General features: G+C 54.8%; 17 protein-coding genes. 4 read left to right on the plus strand and 13 right to left on the minus strand.

Features of this window, described 5'->3' with window-relative positions; translation table 11 throughout:
• Both FEF65_RS05885 and FEF65_RS05890 read right to left on the minus strand, forming a co-directional pair.
• Entirely contained in the window at window positions 1–1,557 is a 1,557-nt protein-coding gene (locus tag FEF65_RS05885) for a hydantoinase B/oxoprolinase family protein (RefSeq protein ID WP_138238867.1), read from the minus strand.
• Window positions 1,554–3,539 (minus strand): hydantoinase/oxoprolinase family protein, encoded by a 1,986-nt coding sequence (locus tag FEF65_RS05890; RefSeq protein ID WP_138238868.1) that lies wholly within the window; start codon window positions 3,537–3,539, stop codon window positions 1,554–1,556. The genes FEF65_RS05885 and FEF65_RS05890 overlap by 4 nt, the downstream gene beginning before the upstream one ends.
• A 248-nt stretch (window positions 3,540–3,787) precedes the next feature.
• On the opposite strand from FEF65_RS05890, the gene FEF65_RS05895 reads away from it, so the two are divergent.
• Window positions 3,788–4,540 carry a porin family protein gene (locus FEF65_RS05895; protein WP_138238869.1) on the plus strand — a complete coding sequence of 251 codons (753 nt, stop codon included), beginning with the start codon at window positions 3,788–3,790 and terminating at the stop codon, window positions 4,538–4,540.
• A gap of 129 nt (window positions 4,541–4,669) precedes the next feature.
• Here FEF65_RS05895 and icd read toward each other — a convergent pair whose 3' ends face one another.
• Window positions 4,670–6,424 carry an NADP-dependent isocitrate dehydrogenase gene (gene icd / locus FEF65_RS05900; protein ID WP_138238870.1) on the minus strand — a complete coding sequence of 585 codons (1,755 nt, stop codon included), beginning with the start codon at window positions 6,422–6,424 and terminating at the stop codon, window positions 4,670–4,672.
• A gap of 39 nt (window positions 6,425–6,463) precedes the next feature.
• The gene (locus tag FEF65_RS05905; protein ID WP_238701215.1) at window positions 6,464–6,805 is read right to left on the minus strand and encodes a DUF4398 domain-containing protein; all 342 of its coding nucleotides are present in this window, start codon (window positions 6,803–6,805) and stop codon (window positions 6,464–6,466) included.
• A gap of 191 nt (window positions 6,806–6,996) precedes the next feature.
• Between FEF65_RS05905 and FEF65_RS05910 the strand changes: the two genes are divergently transcribed.
• Entirely contained in the window at window positions 6,997–7,377 is a 381-nt protein-coding gene (locus FEF65_RS05910) for a response regulator (protein ID WP_138238871.1), read from the plus strand.
• Window positions 7,378–7,544: 167 nt separating this feature from the next.
• On the opposite strand, the gene aspS is transcribed toward FEF65_RS05910, so the two are convergent.
• Entirely contained in the window at window positions 7,545–9,329 is a 1,785-nt protein-coding gene (aspS, locus tag FEF65_RS05915; RefSeq protein ID WP_138238872.1) for an aspartate--tRNA ligase, read from the minus strand.
• 260 nt (window positions 9,330–9,589) lie between these two features.
• Here aspS and rpmB point away from each other — a divergent pair, with 260 nt between their 5' ends.
• Window positions 9,590–9,781 carry a 50S ribosomal protein L28 gene (gene rpmB / locus FEF65_RS05920; protein ID WP_138238873.1) on the plus strand — a complete coding sequence of 64 codons (192 nt, stop codon included), beginning with the start codon at window positions 9,590–9,592 and terminating at the stop codon, window positions 9,779–9,781.
• 916 nt (window positions 9,782–10,697) lie between these two features.
• On the opposite strand, the gene FEF65_RS05925 is transcribed toward rpmB, so the two are convergent.
• From FEF65_RS05925 to FEF65_RS05945, 5 genes are all read right to left on the minus strand, one after another.
• Complete coding sequence (locus FEF65_RS05925; RefSeq protein ID WP_138238874.1) at window positions 10,698–11,081, minus strand: Rid family detoxifying hydrolase; 384 nt, start codon at window positions 11,079–11,081, stop codon at window positions 10,698–10,700.
• On the minus strand, window positions 11,078–13,213 hold the full coding sequence (locus FEF65_RS05930; RefSeq protein WP_138238875.1) for a RelA/SpoT family protein: 2,136 nt from the start codon (window positions 13,211–13,213) through the stop codon (window positions 11,078–11,080). The genes FEF65_RS05925 and FEF65_RS05930 overlap by 4 nt, the downstream gene beginning before the upstream one ends.
• 49 nt (window positions 13,214–13,262) lie before the next feature.
• Window positions 13,263–13,523: a DNA-directed RNA polymerase subunit omega gene (gene rpoZ, locus FEF65_RS05935; protein WP_138238876.1), complete on the minus strand. Its 261-nt coding sequence runs from the start codon at window positions 13,521–13,523 to the stop codon at window positions 13,263–13,265.
• Between the two features lie 86 nt (window positions 13,524–13,609).
• Window positions 13,610–14,167: a guanylate kinase gene (gmk, locus tag FEF65_RS05940; protein WP_138238877.1), complete on the minus strand. Its 558-nt coding sequence runs from the start codon at window positions 14,165–14,167 to the stop codon at window positions 13,610–13,612.
• A complete protein-coding gene (locus FEF65_RS05945) occupies window positions 14,164–14,418 on the minus strand; it encodes a YfhL family 4Fe-4S dicluster ferredoxin (protein WP_138238878.1) in 255 nt (84 codons plus the stop codon). The genes gmk and FEF65_RS05945 overlap by 4 nt, the downstream gene beginning before the upstream one ends.
• Before the next feature lie 189 nt (window positions 14,419–14,607).
• Here FEF65_RS05945 and FEF65_RS05950 point away from each other — a divergent pair, with 189 nt between their 5' ends.
• A complete protein-coding gene (locus FEF65_RS05950) occupies window positions 14,608–15,720 on the plus strand; it encodes a cyclic nucleotide-binding domain-containing protein (RefSeq protein ID WP_138238879.1) in 1,113 nt (370 codons plus the stop codon).
• A 68-nt stretch (window positions 15,721–15,788) separates the two neighbouring features.
• On the opposite strand, the gene FEF65_RS05955 is transcribed toward FEF65_RS05950, so the two are convergent.
• From FEF65_RS05955 to hflK, 3 genes are read right to left on the minus strand one after another with little or no spacing between them, the layout of a single operon-like run.
• Window positions 15,789–15,974 (minus strand): DUF2065 domain-containing protein, encoded by a 186-nt coding sequence (locus FEF65_RS05955; RefSeq protein WP_138238912.1) that lies wholly within the window; start codon window positions 15,972–15,974, stop codon window positions 15,789–15,791.
• 17 nt (window positions 15,975–15,991) lie between these two features.
• The gene (hflC, locus tag FEF65_RS05960) at window positions 15,992–16,861 is read right to left on the minus strand and encodes a protease modulator HflC (RefSeq protein WP_138238880.1); all 870 of its coding nucleotides are present in this window, start codon (window positions 16,859–16,861) and stop codon (window positions 15,992–15,994) included.
• A complete protein-coding gene (gene hflK, locus FEF65_RS05965) occupies window positions 16,858–17,958 on the minus strand; it encodes an FtsH protease activity modulator HflK (protein WP_138238881.1) in 1,101 nt (366 codons plus the stop codon). Before hflK ends, hflC begins: the two co-directional genes overlap by 4 nt.
• Window positions 17,959–18,213 lie beyond the last annotated feature (255 nt).

Consider the following 18,213-nt stretch of genomic DNA (forward strand, 5'->3'; position numbering starts at 1 on the left):
TCAAATGTCCTTTTGCTGCCTGTTTTTAAGCCGGCTGCCATAGCCACCGCCACCGGGTGTTTCTACCCGTAACACATCACCGCTGACCAGTGTCTGCGTACATTTGGCCGGCAATGAGCGCCACGCCCCATGGTGATAAAGCATATTGCGCCCGCTGCTGCCATCTTCCCCGCCAGCCAGTCCGAACGGCGCGGTCTGACGTCGCTCACTGAGCAGCGAGAGGTGACACTCCTGCAGCACCTCCCACTCCCGCACCAGCCCGTCACCGCCACGATACATACCTTCACCACCGGAGCCTCGCCGCACGCCATATGTACGCACTCTCAGCGGATAATGCATTTCCAGCACCTCCACCGATGAGTTTTTGGTGTTGGTCATGTGGCACTGTACCGCTGATACCCCTGCTCCGGCAGCATGTGCCCCCATGCCTCCGGCCAGCGTCTCGTAATAGACCCACTCAGCGGAACCGAAGATCACATTATTCATCGTTCCCTGTGCCGCTGCCGGAATACGTTCGGGCAGCGCCTGTGCCAGTGCCCCCAGCATCACATCGACAATGCGCTGGCTGGTCTCGACATTACCGGCCGCAACCGCAGCTCCTTCGCCGGCATTCACCAGTGATCCGGCCACGGCCGTCAGGGTAATCGGCTCAAAAATTGCCGCAGTCTGCGGCACATGGGCAGGCATCAGGCAGCGGAAAACATAAAACACACTCGCTGCGGTTACCGCCAGCGGACAATTCACCGGCCCGGCCGTTTGCGCTGCCGATCCGGTAAAATCGACATGGGCCCGCTCGCCATCAATCGTCACACATACCCGGATGACAAGAGTCCCCGAACCACAGCCATCATCCTCCAGCACATCCTCAAACCGGTATATGCCATCGGGAATGGCTGCAATACACTGTTGCCCGTAACGGGATGAAACCTGCATCAATGCATGGAACATCGTCGCCAGCCACTGCGGAGCAAAGCCTGCCAACCGCCTGGCCCCGATAGCGCACGCTGCACGCTGGGCGGCAAGATCAGCCAGCCGTTCATCCACCGAGCGTACCCGCTGACGAAAGGCATCCATCAACGCCCCCTGTTCCTGCCCCGCCTTAAACCAGTAGCAGGGTGCAATCACCAGCCCCTCATCCTCAAGTCGTGTTTCGAGCCCCATTGATCCGGGAGAGCGGCCGCCAATATCGGCATGATGTGCCCGTGCCGCACTGAAACCGGCAAGCTCTCCCTGAATAAATACCGGCATCACCACGGTGATATCGGGGAGATGCGTCCCGCCCAGACGGGGATCATTAAAGACCACCACATCCCCTTCCTGCCAGTGAAAACGGCCTGTCACCTCACGCATGGCAAAAGCCATCGATCCCAGATGAACGGGAATATGTGCCGCCTGTGACACCAGAGCGCCACTGCGATCGAACAGCGCACAGGAGTAATCTTCCCGATCCCGAATATTGGGGGAAACAGCGCTGTGTCTGAGTACCGCCCCCATCTCTTCACAAATAGCGGCCAGCCGATGGGTAAACAGACTGACAGCAACCACATCCGTATTCATACCAGCGTCTCCAGCAGAAGATGACCGTGCGGCGACAATTGCAGCTGCCAGCCGGCTGGCAGCCAGGTGGTGGCAATATCCTCAAGCACCAGCGCAGGTCCGGTCAACTGCATCCCCGGCAGCAGCGCCGATCGCTGATAGGCAGGAACGGACATGGCGGTAGCGACATCCCCGACTGCAGCATAAACATCTGTAAAGGTGGAAGGCAACGCCTCCCCGCCCACTGACTGCATCGTTGGCCAGGCGAGTTCGGTGCGATCCACACAGGCAGTCAGGCGGACCGTGATCACCTCAACCGGCCGATCAAGCAGATGGCCGTATGCCTGACGATGTGCCCGGGCAAAGCGCTCCAGCAACAGCGCGATATCCACCGGCTCATTTCCATCCGGTAGCGAAATCAAGAGATGAAATCCCTGCCCTGCATAACGCATATCCACGCGCCGCTCAAACAACAGGGGCAATCCCGGCATCTGTTGCCGGGCCTCATCACTGAGCTCCCCGAACAACGAGGTAAGCTGAACCACCGTATCGGCATGCGCAGCATCCATACAACGGGTGCGGGAGAATTCACTCTGCTGCCTGCCAGCCAGCATGCCAAGCGCTGAAAATGCACCGCTGGCAACCGGGATAATCACCTTGCGCATCGAAAGTTTTTCGGCCAGCGCACAGGCATGCAAACCGCCCGCACCACCGAAACAGAGCAGTGAAAAATCGCCGGGATCATAGCCCTTCTGCACAGAAACCACGCGCAGGGCACCGGCCATATGCTCCTCGGCAATATCGATGACGGCACGGGCCGCCTGCAGGGGCGTCAGCCCCAGGGCCCTGCCATAGCGCTCAAATGCCTCTGCTGCTGCCTGACGATCAAGCGGCAATGAACCGGCCAGACGTGCATCAGCCGGAATACGCCCGAGCAGCAGGTTGGCATCGGTCACCGTCACCTCTTCTCCTCCGCGCCCGTAACATACCGGGCCGGGGAATGCGCCCGCTGACTGAGGCCCCACCTGCGGCAAACCGGCCTCATCGATCCATGCCTGTGACCCGCCGCCGGCACCAATGGTATGAATATCGAGCATCGGCAATGAAACAGGCAGCCCTGCCAGCTTGCCTTCGGTGGTCATCAGCGGCTCACCGCACATCAGGGCCACATCGGTGCTGGTTCCGCCCATATCAAAGGTCAGTAACTGATCGGTATGCAATTGCCGGCCCACGCGTCCTGCTGCCACCAGACCTCCGGCCGGGCCGGAAAGAAGCAGCCTGACGGCGTGCTCACCGGCGGCTTCCGCCTGCATCACCCCGCCGGCAGAGTGCATCACATAGAGATATTTGGGGCTCAATACATGCTGCAAACGGCGAAGGTAGCGTTGTACAAGCGGGCCGACATAAGCATTAAGAAACGTGGTTGCCGCGCGTTCGTATTCACGATACTCAGCCAGCACCTGATGCGATGCCGAGGCAAACAGATGCTCCGGCAATGCCGCAGCCACTTCACGCTCATGGGCAGGATTCAGGAATGAAAACAGCATGCAGATCGCTACCGCATCATAATTACCCGCACGAATGTAGCCGCATAACTGCTTCAGGGCCCCATGATCAAGCGGCTCGGCCGGCGCCCCTGCCGCATCAATCCTGCCGGCAAGACCCACACAATCATCACGACCAAGCCATTGCTCCGGCAGCTCCGGACAAAGCTGATATAGTTCAGCTCGGGTTTGCCTTCCGATCGTCAGCAAATCTTCAAAGCCTGCATTGGTGACGAAGAGTGTTTTCACACCTTTGCGCTCCAGCACTGCATTGGTGGCTACGGTGGAGCCGTGGACCAGGTGCAATTGATCCGCCTGCAATCCCATTTCGGCAATGCCCTGCTCAATGGCAAGCGAGGGATCGGTTGGTGTCGACAACACCTTGTGAAAACGCAGCCCTTGCGCGCTGTAATATACAAAATCGGTAAAGGTTCCGCCGGTATCTACGCCTAAAAACATGGCGCGATAGTATCGCCTTCCGGCCACAGCTGTTAGGGATAATCTGAGTCACAATATCCCGGCAGGGATTCAGCACGAAAATGGTTGAATTGCAGGAAAAATTGAGATCACGCTTTTGCCGTTGCGGAGTGATGTTTGCCAGGATGACAATAAATCAGCATCTCCCTAGATTTACCGGCTTCAGGCAAGCGGCAATCCGGTCCGTCATCAAGAACCGGCATTTCACCATTTCAATCATGGAGCAATCAATGAAGTACAAAGCAATCGCCCTGCTGGCAGCAGCCATTGGTATCAGTCATACAGCCCTGGCCGATGAAGCATTCTCCATTAAGCCGGGTTATATGCTCCTCTCTCCATCCGGTACATTCGGCACAACCATCAATAACGCCGGCAACCAGATGGATGTCAAAAAGGATCTGAATTTCGGCAACAGCAGCCAGGCATTCGGCGAAATTGATATCAACCTTGGCGATTCCACCCTGGCGGTCAGCTATGTCCCGTTCAATTTCGGCGGCTCATCGACGCTCACCCGCAATGTCACTTATAACGGTCAGACCTATACCGCGGCCACCGCCACATCGAGCTCCGTGCAGGGCAATATCTTTGATGTCGGATATACCTATTACCTGCTTAACATGGATGATCTCCCGTCGCGCATTCAGATCGGTATCGAAACAGCGGCCAAAACCATCAGTGCCCAGGCATCGGTCACCGGCGCCGGTGTGACCTCCAGTAAAAGCATTACCCTGCCGATCCCGACCCTCGGGCTGCGAGGACGTGTGGCGCTGGCGGATTTTATTGGTGTCACGGGCCGCATCGGGTATATCGGCTATGCCAACAATGCATTCACCGATATGGAAAGCCAGATTGAGTTCTCTCCGCTGCCTACACTCGGCATCTTTGCTGGCTACCGCTATATGAAACTGAAAATCGATAACAGTGGCTTTCTTGCCAACATGACCATGAAGGGACCGATCGTCGGCGGCTTCTTCCGTTTCTGAACGGTGAAAATGTATCGCAACGCATCATCTGCATGCACGGATAAAACTCCGGAGAAGATACCGCTCATCAGCATCTCCCTCATATAAAAAGGCCGGGGCAATGCCCCGGCCTTTTTATATTCCATACAATCAGTAACTCTTGCGGAACTCCGTAGAGTGACATGTCGGGCATGGTGGCACACGCCCTGTTTTTTTGAAGTGCAGTTCATGGCCACAGCTGCTACAGGTCAGCGTTCCGGCACTGGTAATCTCACCCGACCGGCAGGAGAGCGCCTTCTGTGTCCTTGCTGCCACTGAACTCAGCACATTGCCCGTAGCTGCCAACAACGTGGAAAGAGAGGCCAGCGCGCCTGCGCCGACGCGTGAGGGATTGAGCTTCTCGCGCGCCTCCTCCCGCATGGATTGGGCAATCTGTGAAAAATCACGCTCCAGGAAGGTCTTCAGATTCTTGCCCTGCTCCTCGGTAAATGCACCTGCAGCCGTCAGCTGCTGGCGTGCTTTTTCCATCGCAGTGCTGGCAAATTCACCCGTCTTCTCGGCGCCTGACTCGAACACTTCCTTAAATTGCTCTGCCAACCGGTCATACTGATCCACCGCCTCATCCAGCACATCAGCCTCCTGCTCCTGATGATCCATATGGGCAATCACAGCCTCGCTGAACTCCGAGGTCGACAGACGGGTTGCACCATCCATCAAACGGTGGAAATCATAGGTCACGGTCTTCGCAGATATGGCCCCATTGATTCCCCTGATCACCAGATCCGCCGCTTCACTCCATCCCATATAACGCAGCATCATCTCACCGGAGAGCGTCATCGATGACGGGTTGACCATGTTTCTGCCTGCATATTTCGGTGCAGTGCCATGCGTTGCCTCAAAGACAGCATGGCCGGTTGAGTAATTGATATTGGCACCCGGTGCGATACCGATCCCTCCCACCTGTGCAGCCAGTGCATCGGAAAGGTAGTCGCCATTGAGATTCAACGTCGCGATCACATCAAACTCGGTCGGGCGAGTCAGCACCTGCTGCAATGCGATATCGGCAATCGCATCCTTGATGACAATGCCATTCGGCAGCCTGCACCATGGTCCGCCATCGATCTCTTCAGCACCAAATTCACGCTTGGCCAGATCATAGCCCCAGTTACGGAATGCTCCTTCCGTGAACTTCATGATGTTACCCTTGTGTACCAGGGTCACACTCTTGAGATCATGATCAATGGCATATTGAATCGCTGCACGTACCAGCCGCTCGGTTCCCTCCCGGGAAACCGGCTTCACGCCAATGCCACTGCTTTCGGGGAAACGGATCTTTGCCACCCCCATCTCATTCTGCAGAAATTCAATGACCTTTTTAACTTCGGCACTGCCCTCTTTCCACTCGATACCGGCATAAATATCCTCGGTATTCTCACGGAAGATCACCATATCGACATCTTCAGGGCGTTTCACCGGACTGGGGACACCGGTAAAATGTTTCACCGGACGCAGACAGACATAGAGATCGAGCACCTGACGAATCGCCACATTCAGCGACCCCATACCACCACCGACCGGTGTCGTCAGAGGCCCTTTAAGGCCGACAAGATAATCGGTGATCGCGTCAAGAGACTCTTTTGGCAGCCAGGCATCATCACTCTGCCCGTACAGATTCCACGCCTTCTCGCCGGCATAAACCTCCATCCAGGAGATCTTGCGACTGCCGCGATAGGCCTTCTCAACAGCGGCATCAAGAATGGCCTGTGTTGCTTTCCAGATATCGGGTCCGATACCATCGCCTTCAATAAAGGTGACAATCGGATCATCCGGAACCAGCAGCTTGCCATCAGCACCCATCGTAATTTTATTACCATGTTCGGGCACACGAATTTTCTCAAAAGCCATATCTTCAACCTCGCTTGCCCTGACTCCCGGGAGTCAGCACTATTTGTTTAATTGTTGTTTGATACGAGCTGCTTCCTGCGCATTGCGACGCGCTTCCAGCGCCTTGTTACGCGCCCTGTCATATTGTTCTGCGCGCATCGCCTGCGCGGCCTCTTCCAAAGCCTGCTCTGCGCTCTGCAGATAGCGATCCGCCTTTTGAGGGTCACCGGGCAACTGCTGTGCAGTCCTGATGGCAGAACGCGCATCGGACATTTCCTGTGCGGGCGGCTGCATTGCACAAGCGCCAAGCAGCAGCAACGTAAGCAACAGACTGAATTTCATGCCTTGCATCATCCCGTGAAAGCTTGCCGTTGTCAATCTCTCTCTCATCACATCAACCATCAATTTCATCAATCTTTTCGGCATCAAAGCCTCTGAAACACGCCCTGCCCTCCGGGCATGCGAGCACCACACACACTCATTTATCGCACAGCGGTCCGGACACTGTTCCCCGAAGTCGAATCATCGATTATGATAGGCGGCTTACGCTCGGGCTTACACAGAAATGTGACCATAACATAGCGGAGGATTGCATGGCAAAAGTACTACTTGTTGACGATGATGACCTGCTGCGCTGCATCCTGACCGAGGTCATGATCAGCCAGGGATATGAAGTCATCGAAGCTGCCGATGGCAGACCCGTTGCTGACATGATCATCCGCGAAGAGCCCGATATCCTCATTACCGATCTGATCATGCCCGAGCAGGAGGGACTGAAGACGATTCAACAGGCACGCGCCCTCCGCCCGCAACTGCCGATCATTGCCATTTCGGGCGGAGGCAGAACGGTCAGCACCGACTTTCTGCAGGTCGCGCTCATCATGGGAGTCAATGCAACACTCACCAAGCCTTTCGACCACAATCAACTTGTAGCACTGGTTGATCAGTTCACCGGCAAGGCAAAAGCCGCATAAGCCACGCAGAAAATCGGGGCGGCTCAATTCACTGACAATACAAACAGCCGGACCAGTTCAAAGCATCCGAAAAGCAAAACGCCCGACTGTCACAGCCGGGCGTTTTTTTATTTTCCAGGGAGATGCTGATTTGTTGCCTTCCCGGCAAGCATCAGCGATTCCTTCACTCAGCTCTCCTGAAGCACCCTGCGCTTACGCAGCCCCAGCTCCTGCCACTGTGCATCAGAAACCTCGCTCGGTGCATTGGACATCGGATCTGCAGCCTTCTGGGTCTTTGGAAAGGCAATGACATCACGGATGGAATCAACGCCGGCCATCAGAGACAACACACGATCCAGACCGAATGCCAGACCACCATGCGGTGGTGCACCATACTTCAGAGCCTTGATCAGGAAGCCGAACTTGTTCTCCGCCTCCTCATCGGTGATGCCAAGCGTTCTGAATACGCGCTGCTGCACCTCGGGATTATGGATACGAATGGAACCACCACCAATTTCCGTACCATTCCATACCAGATCATAAGCCTGTGAACGCATATTGAGCGGATCGGTCTCAAGCTTGTCGAGATCCTCGGCATACGGAGAGGTAAATGGATGATGCAATGCCTCCGGACGCTTCTCATCAGGATTCCATGCAAACATCGGGAAGTCGACCACCCATACAAAGCGGTGATCACCCTCTGCTACCAGCCCCATATCATGGCCGACCTTGACGCGCAGGTTACCCAGCGCATCGTTGACGATCTTGGTTTCGCCGGCACCGAAGAAGAGCAGATCTCCATTTTCCGCACCACTGATCTGCAACAACTCGGCCAGCACATCCTCCGGCAGGAACTTCACAATCGGGGACTGCAGGCCACCGGCCAGATCGGAAAGGTCATTCACCTTGATCCATGCCAGACCTTTAGCGCCATAGATCGAAACAAATTTGGTGTAGTCATCAATCTGCTTGCGAGAAAGTGCGCCACCAGCCGGCACACGCATCACCTTCACCAGCCCGCCGTTATCGGCCGGCTCACGGAATACCTTGAACTCCACCCGCTTCATCAGCGCGGTAATATCCACATGCTCGAGACCGAAGCGGATGTCAGGGCGATCCACACCATATTTATCCATCGCTTCTGCATAGGTGATGCGCGGGAAGGTTTCCGGCAGATGGATGCCGACACCGGCATCAAACATCGAGCGCAACAGCCCTTCGGCGACTGCCATCACATCATCCTGACTGACGAAGGAGAGCTCGATATCGACCTGGGTAAACTCAGGCTGACGATCGGCGCGCAGATCCTCATCACGGAAGCAGCGGGCAATCTGGTAATAGCGGTCCATACCGGCGACCATCAACAGCTGCTTGAAAATCTGCGGGCTCTGCGGCAAGGCAAAGAAAGAACCGGGATAGACACGGGAAGGCACCAGATAATCACGTGCACCTTCAGGGGTCGACTTGTTCAGAATGGGCGTCTCGATCTCAAGAAAGTTCTGGCTGTCGAGAAAGTTGCGTGCTGCATGGGTCACACGATGGCGAAGCGCCATAAATCCCTGCATTTTCGGGCGGCGGAGATCAAGATAACGATACTCAAGTCTTGCCTGCTCACCTGTATCACAGCTGTCATCGATCATAAACGGCGGGGTTTCGGAGCGGTTCAGCACGACAATCGCCGAGGCCTTGATTTCGATGGAGCCGGTTGCAAGCTTTGAGTTCACGGTCTCTTCGGAACGGGCAATCACCTGCCCTACCACCTCAATCACATCCTGCTGACGCAGACTATGGGCCAGCTGATGTACGGCAGGATCATCCGGATGCACCACAATCTGCACCAGCCCTGTGCGATCACGCACATCGATAAACACAACGCCGCCGTGATCACGGTTGGTTTGTGCCCACCCGTTCAGACGTACCGTCTGTCCGATATGATGAACCCTGAAATCACCGCAATGTGTGCGTGGTAGCATGTTGTCTGCCTCCGAGATGAATATAATAAATATAAAACGTAAAAGGTCGCGCAGACTAGCGTCGGCTGACTACTCAGGCAAAGGAATGAATCAGCCCCGTGCAACCAGCTGCGGCAACCCCCATGATCAGGCCACCACATGCCGGTTATTGCAGACAAATCGCAGCCATCTTTTCACACCCGCTGCACCACCCGATATTTCCGCTTGTATGCCGGCATCGATTAACCTAAAGTGCGGCGCGTTTTTACGGAGGATTAGTCATGGCTAAACGTTGCGAAGTATGTGGAAAAGGCCCGATGAGCGGCAATAATATCAGTCACGCACACAACACGACCAAGCGTCGCTTCCTGCCCAACCTGCAGCAGGTCCGCGCTGTCGTTGATGGCCAGGCTCGCAAGGTCAAGGTTTGCTCCAGCTGCCTGCGTTCCGGCAAGATTCAGAAAGCCGCCTGATTCACACACCCAACCATAAAAGGCCTTTGTCCTGCATGGACAAGGGCCTTTTTTATTATGATCCAATCTCATATCCTGCCTTTTCAGGCGGGCTCTTTTTTTATTGTCCCGTCAGATACATGATGACGGCCACTATTCATGGTCACCACCCCATTTCAGCGAGCCATCAGCGCATAACATGAGGCTCATCGCACATGTGCGGGAAATATGGCTAAGGAAGCACTGATCAATTCAGTGCTTTCCTGGCGGGCCATGGATGGCCTGCCAAATCAGACACGTAAGTGTTTGATTTGTAAGCAAAGGAAAAATCGCGTTTTTGCCTTTGCGGACTGATTTTTGCCAGGAAGGCAATAAATCAGCATCTCCCTAAAGAAAACTTCTGATTCCCTGTCGTTTTAAAGGCAAAGAATAGGACAAAGGAAAGCCGCCCCCGATATGTTTGCCCTGCGGATTCCTTCATACGAACCATTCGCTACAGCCACTGCATCCGCAACCTGTTTAAGAAAGCACTGATTAATCCGGCCGGATTGGACGGCTTTGCCTTTACGGACTGATTTTTGCCAGGAGGGCAATAAATCAGCACCTCCTTAAGGAAGCGCTGATTAATTAGGCGCTTCCGAGCGAGCCATGGACGGCTCGCCAAATCAGACGCGTAAGTGTCTGATTTGTAAGCAAAGACAAAATGACTCGGGCATCATGCCCTCGCCCTGCGGGCGGCCTTTGGCCGTCCAATCGGCTTCCTGCCTCTTTGTCACGCTTTTGTCTTTGCGAACTGATTTTTTGCCAGGAGGGCAATAAATCAGCATCTCCTTAAGGAGATGCTTTTTTGACCGGCACTGGTTCCCGACTGCCGCGATGAACCTAAAAAAAAAGGGAGCATACAGCCCCCTCTTTTCAGTCAGTACTCATGCCACACTCAAACAGCGGCAATCAAATCCATTTCAATGCGCGCACCAAGCGGCAATGCTGCAACCGCAACCGTTGCCCGTGCCGGCCGATGCTCACCCAGCCAGGCCGCATAGATCCCGTTCACCAACGGAAAGTCGCCCATATCCGTCAAAAAGATATTCACCTTCAGAATATCAGAGAGTGAAACGCCCGCCTCATTCAGTACAGCCGTCAGATTACGCGTCACCTGTTGCGCCTGTGCCTCGACATCATCCGCCACCAGCTTACCGGTAGCCGGATCCAGTCCAATCTGCCCGGATGCATAAAGCACACCACCATGCACCACTGCCTGGCTATATGGCCCTACCGCCCTTGGCGCATCGGCCGCATCAATCATTGTCAAACCACTCATTCAACCTCTCCCTCATCACCTGAAGATTTCCTGCTAAACAAATTGCGCAGCGTCGCACCAAACGGGCGACCTGCCGGCTTACCACTTAGACCAACCTGATTTCTGCGCACCACGATACTGACACCATCCACCGACTTGATCGCACGCATCACACGAGCCAGATGCTTGCGATCCTCAACCTCGACAAGAAACAGCAACTCGGTCATGGAACCGCCACGCTGCGTCAGCCTCAAATCCTCAATACTGGAGCCTGCCTCGGCAATATTGCGGGTTACATTCGCCAGCATGCCGCGCATATTGCGCGAGTGCACCTCAATGCCCGTCCGGAACAACTCACCTTCCTGCGCCTGCCACTGTACCTCAAGAATATCGCGACCATCATCCTTAGCCAGCACAGGGCACTTACGGTGATGCAACACCATGCCCTCACCGATCACCAGCTGTCCCAGCACCGGATCCCCCGGAATCGGATGACAACAGTCGGCCGCGTGCATCATGGAGCGACCCATCCCCTTCAGCTTGAGCGGCATGAAGCGATCCTGATCCGCCGCCTCAAGCAAACTGTGAATGGCAATCTCGCCACGACCCAGACGCGCCTTCAAATCCGCCTGATCCACACAGGCCAGCTTCTCAAGCACGGCTTTACCGACATCTTTCTTGCCGATCGCCTCGCGCAGAATCTTTTCGCCCATGCGAAGACTTGCTTCCCGCTCCTGACGACGGAACCACTGCCTGATCACCTGACGTGCACGCGGAGTTTTAACATACTGCAACCACTGACGACTCGGTGACTGATCAGGACTGGTCATAATCTCGATCTGGTCACCGTTATGCAGACGGGTGGAAAAATCAGCCACCTCGCCATTAATACGTACGCCCACACAGTGATGGCCGACATCGGTATGCACGGCATAGGCAAAGTCGAGCGGCCTTGCCCCGCGTGGCAAGGCGAAGATATCGCCATCACGACTGAAGACGTAAACCTCCTGCACAAACAGGTCCAGACGTACATTTTCGAGAAACTCGCCGGGGTTATCGGTCTCCTGAATCAGTTCGGTGAGCTGACGCAACCACTTGAAACTCTCCTGGCCGGCCGTCTCACCTTCCTTGTAAGCCCAGTGCGCCGCCACACCATCCTCGGCGTAGCTGTGCATGGCATCGGTGCGAATCTGAATCTCGATACGAAAATTCTCCGGCCCGATCACAGCCGTATGCAGAGACTGATAGCCATTGGGCTTGGGCAGAGCGATATAATCCTTGAAGCGACCGGGAACAGGCCGATAGAGACTATGCACAACACCCAGCGCCTGATAGCAGGTGGACATATCATCCACAATCACCCGGAAAGCGACCAGATCATAGATCTCGTCAAAGTTCACATGTTTGCGCTGCATCTTCTCGTAAATACTGTAGAGATGCTTCATGCGACCGTGCACACGGGCATTTAGCCCCTTGCGCTGCAACGCCTCCTGAATCAGCGCCTCCAGCCGTTCGCGGGTCTGATTCAATATCTCAAGACGATCCTGCATCTTGTCGAGCAGTGCATGATAGGCCTCTGTTTCAAGATGAGAGAAGACCAGATCTTCCATCTCCTGCTTGATCCAGTGAATACCCAGCCGGTGCGCAAGCGGAGCATAGATTTGCAGCGTCTCTTCACCAATGCGACGCCGCTTCTCGACAGGCACAAACCCCAGGGTGCGCATGTTATGCAAACGATCAGCCAGCTTGATAATCAGCACGCGTAAATCCCTAGCGGTTGCCAGAATCATTTTACGAAAGTTTTCGGCCTGCTTCTGCTCGGATGAATTAAAGTGAATCTGACCGATTTTGGTCACACCATCCACCAGGTTCGCTACACCGGCACCAAAGTTCTGCTCAATATCCGCCAGGGTTACACTGGTATCCTCAACGGTATCATGCAGCAGCCCGGTAATCACAGAAGCCTCATCCATACCAAGGCTGGCAAGGATACCGGCTACAGCGAGTGGATGACTGATATAGGGCTCTCCCGAACTCCTGACCTGACCTGCATGAGCATGCGCCGCAAACACATATGCGCGGTTGATCAGGTCAAGATTGGCCCGGGGCGCGTACGAAGCAACGCGCTCGGTAATTTCAAAAATGCGACTCACAATTCAGCGGTCGTTGCCGTTACGCAAAAAATGCAAGTCGCAAAAATAATCAGGCCGCCCGATTCCCCGCATCATCGCTGAAGCTTGAAACGCGACGACGCTGCTGGTCATCCTGCTCAAAAAGCATGTCCCATGAGACAAAACCATCACCCATTTCACGCAGAGCGTGCACGGCCGGCTTGTCGCCTTCGGTCTCAATCAGACCAGGCATACCGTTCTGAATCTGGCGGGCACGCCTTGCTGCCAGCAACACCATCTCAAAACGATTTGGATAATAACGAATACAATCTTCTACTGTTACGCGAGCCATCTGGCTTACCTCCGGTAAAACTGTGCTTGAAGCTAGGAATAAAGGAAAAAAATGCAACCACGCATCATGATATCACGCGGACAGAATCATTCGCAGGCGCCGGTAAAAATCCCCTTCAATTCGCCCAGGGCTCGTTCGAAATCATCATTCACCACCTGGTAAGCGGCTTCTCCCGCATGGGAGATCTCCTCCTCGGCTGCAGCCATGCGCCGATCCACGGTCGCTTCATCATCCTGACCGCGACCGGACAGACGCCGGCGCAACTCTTCCAAAGATGGGGGCAGTATAAAAATGCGAATCGCCCCCGGAATCTTTTCAGCCACCTGCCGGGCTCCCTGCCAGTCAATCTCCAGCAGCACATCCCGCCCCAGCGCGAGCTCGGCCTCCACATCGGCCTGCCGGGTTCCGTAACGGTTACCATGCACATTGGCCCACTCCAGAAAGGCCCCCTGCTGCCGCTGCTGGTCAAACAGCTCCACGGTTAGAAAGCGGTATTCACAACCGTCCCTCTCACCCGGACGAGGCTGCCTGGTCGTACAGGAAATCGACAGGGTAAGGCCGGGACAAGCCTGCAGCAACGCCGCACAGAGACTGGATTTCCCTGCCCCCGACGGGCCGGAAACAACAAATAATCGCCCGCTCATAGCTGTCTCCCTGTCAAACGCTGATACTTTTCCTCAAGCTGGGACCTGGACTCCATGCGCCCCGGATTTACGGGGATACAATCGACAGGACAGACCATCTGACACTGCGGCGCATCGAAATGACCGACACACTCGGTACAGAGTTCAGGATCGATTTCAAATATTTCCGCGCCCTCGAAGATCGCCAGATTGGGACACTCCGGCTCACATACAGCACAATTGATACAATCCTCGGTAATCATTAAAGCCATTGCATTGCCTCCAGCGGCCGAACACTAGGAGGCCTGTTGTTAAATTCAATCAGCCACTCTAAAACAGCACAGACCTGAAACGATCATTCTGACCGCCCTGATGGCACGCTGCATGCTGCGCAAAAGCGCCGGCATCAGGCACCAACTGATCTATACCAAAACCGGCATGTACCGCATAATAGGCCGCTCATGGATACATACACATCGAAGAATGCAGGCAACGACAATCAGCTTATGGCCTATGCCGAGCTGGTGCAGCTCAGCCCGGATAACAAAAGCCACCTTCGCCATTATGCCGCCCTGCTTATCGAACACGGGCAAAGCGCAAAAGCCACCGAGCAACTGCACCGGCTGCACCACCTGTTAACGAAAGAGGGGCAACTGGCACAGGCAGAAGCACTCTGCCGTCAATACCCGCAACTCAACAGCACACGAAAGGAACTTCGCCGCCATATCACCTCTCTGGAAACGCTGCTGCCAGGCGGGATGCAAAACCGACTATGGCAACGCCTGCACCAGAAGCGACTACAGGAGGGGCAGTACCTTATTCATCCGGGTGAACGCAGTGACGCCCTGTTTCTTGTCCGCGAAGGCGAACTGGCCGAGTTCACCAATGGCGACAATGACACCCCGATACTGCTCAACCTGCTTGCTGCCGGAGAGATCATCGGCGGTCACATCCTGTTTCAACAGTCACAGCAAAAGACCTATGTCATTGCCAACAAGCAGAGCACCATTATCCGACTACCTCACAGCAAGATGATCAGTGCCATTGAAAGCCATCCGACATTGAAAATCGCGCTTCAGCAACGACAGCACGACCGCAACCTTGCCATCTGGATCTCCACCTGCCCGCTACTGCAACACATCCCGTTGAAAATGCGCAGGGAGATGGCTGGTGAAAGCCACCTTCAAACATATGAGGCAAACACGCTGATTCACAAGGCCGGCGACAACCTCAGCCATGTTGAACTGATCATACAGGGCAGTGCCAGCTACCTTTTAAGGAGCGGTGAGATCACCAAACACCTGAAATCACTGACGCCCGGCTCACTGGTCGGAGCCATGGCAAACATACAGGACAACAGATGCCCGGCTGACCTGGTCAGCAGTCAGGAGGTCGAAATCCTGCACATCCCTCAAGCGGTTTTTAATAAAGTGGCTGACGCATACCCTCCACTCAAAAAACAGTTGTTTACCTATGCTGAAAAACAGCAATTACATCTGATGCAAAGCCTGGATGAGCTGCAAACCCAACAATGGAATAAAGAGCAGGAAAAACGCAAGCCATACGAGCTATAGGCTGCTGTCACAGCGCGTGAACACACAAACAAAAAAGGCGCCGAATAACTTCAGCGCCTTTTAATGATTTAACCTCTGACCGCCTTGACGATCAACCAGCCGATCCCGACCGCCACGATACCGGTCAACCGTAAGGAGGCCGGCGGCATCTCCGGCAAGCGCCGCATCATATTGATCATCGCCTGGGGAAAGAGCGCATAAAGCGCACCTTCAAGGGCGAGCACCAGTCCCAGTGCCGTAAACAGATCATCCACCAAGGCGGCCCTTCTGATCAGCGCGAGTGCTCAAAGAAACGGAAAAACTCCGAATCAGGCGAGATCACCAACCGCGAACCATCCTTGATCGACTTGCGATAGGCCTCAAGCGAACGGGTAAACGCATAGAAGTCCGGATCCTTCTGATAAGCCGAGGCATACACAGCGGCCGATTCAGCATCCGCATGACCACGCAGAATTTCAGACTGCTTGTAGGCATCAGCGATAATCAGCTTGCGGTTCTTTTCTGCACCGGCACGAATCTCCTTGGCAGCCTCTTCACCTTCGGAGCGGTACTCCTTGGCGATACGGTTACGCTCGGACTTCATACGCTGAAAGACAGCCTCGGAGTTCTCAGATGGAAGATCTGCCCGCTTGATGCGCACATCAACAATCTGCAGACCAAGATCACGCACCTCTTTATCCGCACGATCACGAATGGCCAGCATCAGCTCGATACGCAGATTCGCCTGCTCACCACCGGAAACGATCTCATGCAGTGTATGTTGACCAAGCACCTCACGCACCTTGCCGCGTACCACGTCTTCCATGCGGGAAGCCACACCCTGCTGGGTACGGGCCACCTGATAAACAAGCAGAGGATCGGCAATCTTCCAGCGGGTGTAGTTATCCACCATGATGGACTTCTTGTCCTTGGTAATCACCTCATTCGGCTCGGCATCGCTCTCCAGCAAACGACGATCGAATGTCTCAATACTCTGCCATGGCCACTTAAAGTGGAGACCAGCTTCCTTCACCACATCCTTGGGATTACCGAACTGCAGCACCAGTACCTGCTGACGCTGATCCACCACATAGGCACAGGCTCCGGTCAGGAAAAATGCTGCCGTCAGAAAAAGCGCCATCAATGTCTGTTTCGGACTCATTTCGTCACCTCCACCTTACCGGTCTGACGGTCGAGCGGCAGATATGGCAATACCTGCTTGGCGACTGCACCATCCACAATGACCTTGTCGACACGGGTCATCACATCCTCCATGGTTTCCATATACAAACGTTTGCGTGTGACATCCGGAGCCTGTTTGTAAGCGGCTAGCAAGCTGTCAAAACGGGAAGCCTCACCTTTCGCACGCTCCACCACTTCCTGGGCATAGGCCTCGGCATCGAGCACCATCTTCTTCGCTTCACCACGGGCATTAGGGATAATGTCGTTGGCATAGGCTTCCGCCTCATTCTTGGCGCGCTCCTTGTCCTCACGCGCACTTGCCACGTCCTTGAACTCCTTGATCACGCGCTCAGGCGGCTGTACATCCTGCAACTTGACGGTGGCCACGGTAATGCCGGATGCATATGAGTCGAGAATGGACTGAATCAACTGTTCGGTTTCAACTTCAACCTCAGCCTTCTTGGTGGTCAGCACATCATCAATCATGGTACGACCGATCACCTCACGGATCGCTGAGTCGGCTGCATCCCGTACGGTCTTGGCCGCATCATCAATATTGAACAGGTAGTCCTCTACACTTTTGATCTTGTATTGCACGATGAAGGAGATATCGACGATATTTTCATCCCGCGTCAGCATCAGTGATTCATTGGTACGCTTGCGAATCGCGCCATCGGCAAAGTGGCGGAAACCGATTTCAAGACGCTGTACGCGCGTCACCGGCAACTTCTCGATTGTTTCCACAGGGTAAGGAATATGCCAGTTCAGACCCGGCCCCTTGGTTTCTGTGTGTTTACCAAAACGAAGCACTACCGCCTCTTCGTCAGCAGCGACCATGTAAAAACCGGAAGCGCCCCATACCAGCATCATGGCGCCAAGAATTCCGGTCAACATCCCCTTGCTGAGCTCCGGCCCACCGTCACCGCCATTGCCTCCGCGCCCACCGAGCACAGAACCAAAACGCTCCTGCATACGGCGTACTACTTCATCAATATCAGGCGGGGTTTGCTTACCGCCGCCACCACCACGGTTACCCCACGGGTTCTGGTTGGAACCATTCTGGTTGCTCCAAGGCATACCTGACCTCCAAAATCGAAAACGCGGCGGAGTGTATCAGCTCACATCTCCATTGCACCCCCTATTCACACATGGGAATGGGGGCCAATCAAGGCTCCGAACACGATTTCACCTGCATCCCCCCGATAAAATGAGGGAGCGAATACATTAGTATATGATGATGCATTGTCAACCTGTTCCTGCATGGCGACAATGGCGCGATACCGACTGAAGTCCATGCCATGCCTCCCTAGCCAGACAGCCTGGTCACTTCAG

It is taken from the genome of Mariprofundus erugo, assembly GCF_005818865.1.
GTDB classification, from domain to species: domain Bacteria; phylum Pseudomonadota; class Zetaproteobacteria; order Mariprofundales; family Mariprofundaceae; genus Mariprofundus; species Mariprofundus erugo.

Coding starts and splice junctions, on each gene's coding strand:
- FEF65_RS05905 (WP_238701215.1), bottom strand. CDS start 6,805: ATGGTTGATGTGATGAGAGAGAGATTGACAACGGCAAGCTTTCACGGG.
- FEF65_RS05945 (WP_138238878.1), bottom strand. CDS start 14,418: ATGGCTTTAATGATTACCGAGGATTGTATCAATTGTGCTGTATGTGAG.
- rpmB (WP_138238873.1), top strand. CDS start 9,590: ATGGCTAAACGTTGCGAAGTATGTGGAAAAGGCCCGATGAGCGGCAAT.
- FEF65_RS05895 (WP_138238869.1), top strand. CDS start 3,788: ATGAAGTACAAAGCAATCGCCCTGCTGGCAGCAGCCATTGGTATCAGT.
- FEF65_RS05950 (WP_138238879.1), top strand. CDS start 14,608: ATGGATACATACACATCGAAGAATGCAGGCAACGACAATCAGCTTATG.
- icd (WP_138238870.1), bottom strand. CDS start 6,424: ATGGCTTTTGAGAAAATTCGTGTGCCCGAACATGGTAATAAAATTACG.
- gmk (WP_138238877.1), bottom strand. CDS start 14,167: ATGAGCGGGCGATTATTTGTTGTTTCCGGCCCGTCGGGGGCAGGGAAA.
- aspS (WP_138238872.1), bottom strand. CDS start 9,329: ATGCTACCACGCACACATTGCGGTGATTTCAGGGTTCATCATATCGGA.
- FEF65_RS05890 (WP_138238868.1), bottom strand. CDS start 3,539: ATGTTTTTAGGCGTAGATACCGGCGGAACCTTTACCGATTTTGTATAT.
- hflC (WP_138238880.1), bottom strand. CDS start 16,861: ATGAGTCCGAAACAGACATTGATGGCGCTTTTTCTGACGGCAGCATTT.
- FEF65_RS05910 (WP_138238871.1), top strand. CDS start 6,997: ATGGCAAAAGTACTACTTGTTGACGATGATGACCTGCTGCGCTGCATC.
- FEF65_RS05925 (WP_138238874.1), bottom strand. CDS start 11,081: ATGAGTGGTTTGACAATGATTGATGCGGCCGATGCGCCAAGGGCGGTA.
- FEF65_RS05885 (WP_138238867.1), bottom strand. CDS start 1,557: ATGAATACGGATGTGGTTGCTGTCAGTCTGTTTACCCATCGGCTGGCC.
- hflK (WP_138238881.1), bottom strand. CDS start 17,958: ATGCCTTGGAGCAACCAGAATGGTTCCAACCAGAACCCGTGGGGTAAC.
- rpoZ (WP_138238876.1), bottom strand. CDS start 13,523: ATGGCTCGCGTAACAGTAGAAGATTGTATTCGTTATTATCCAAATCGT.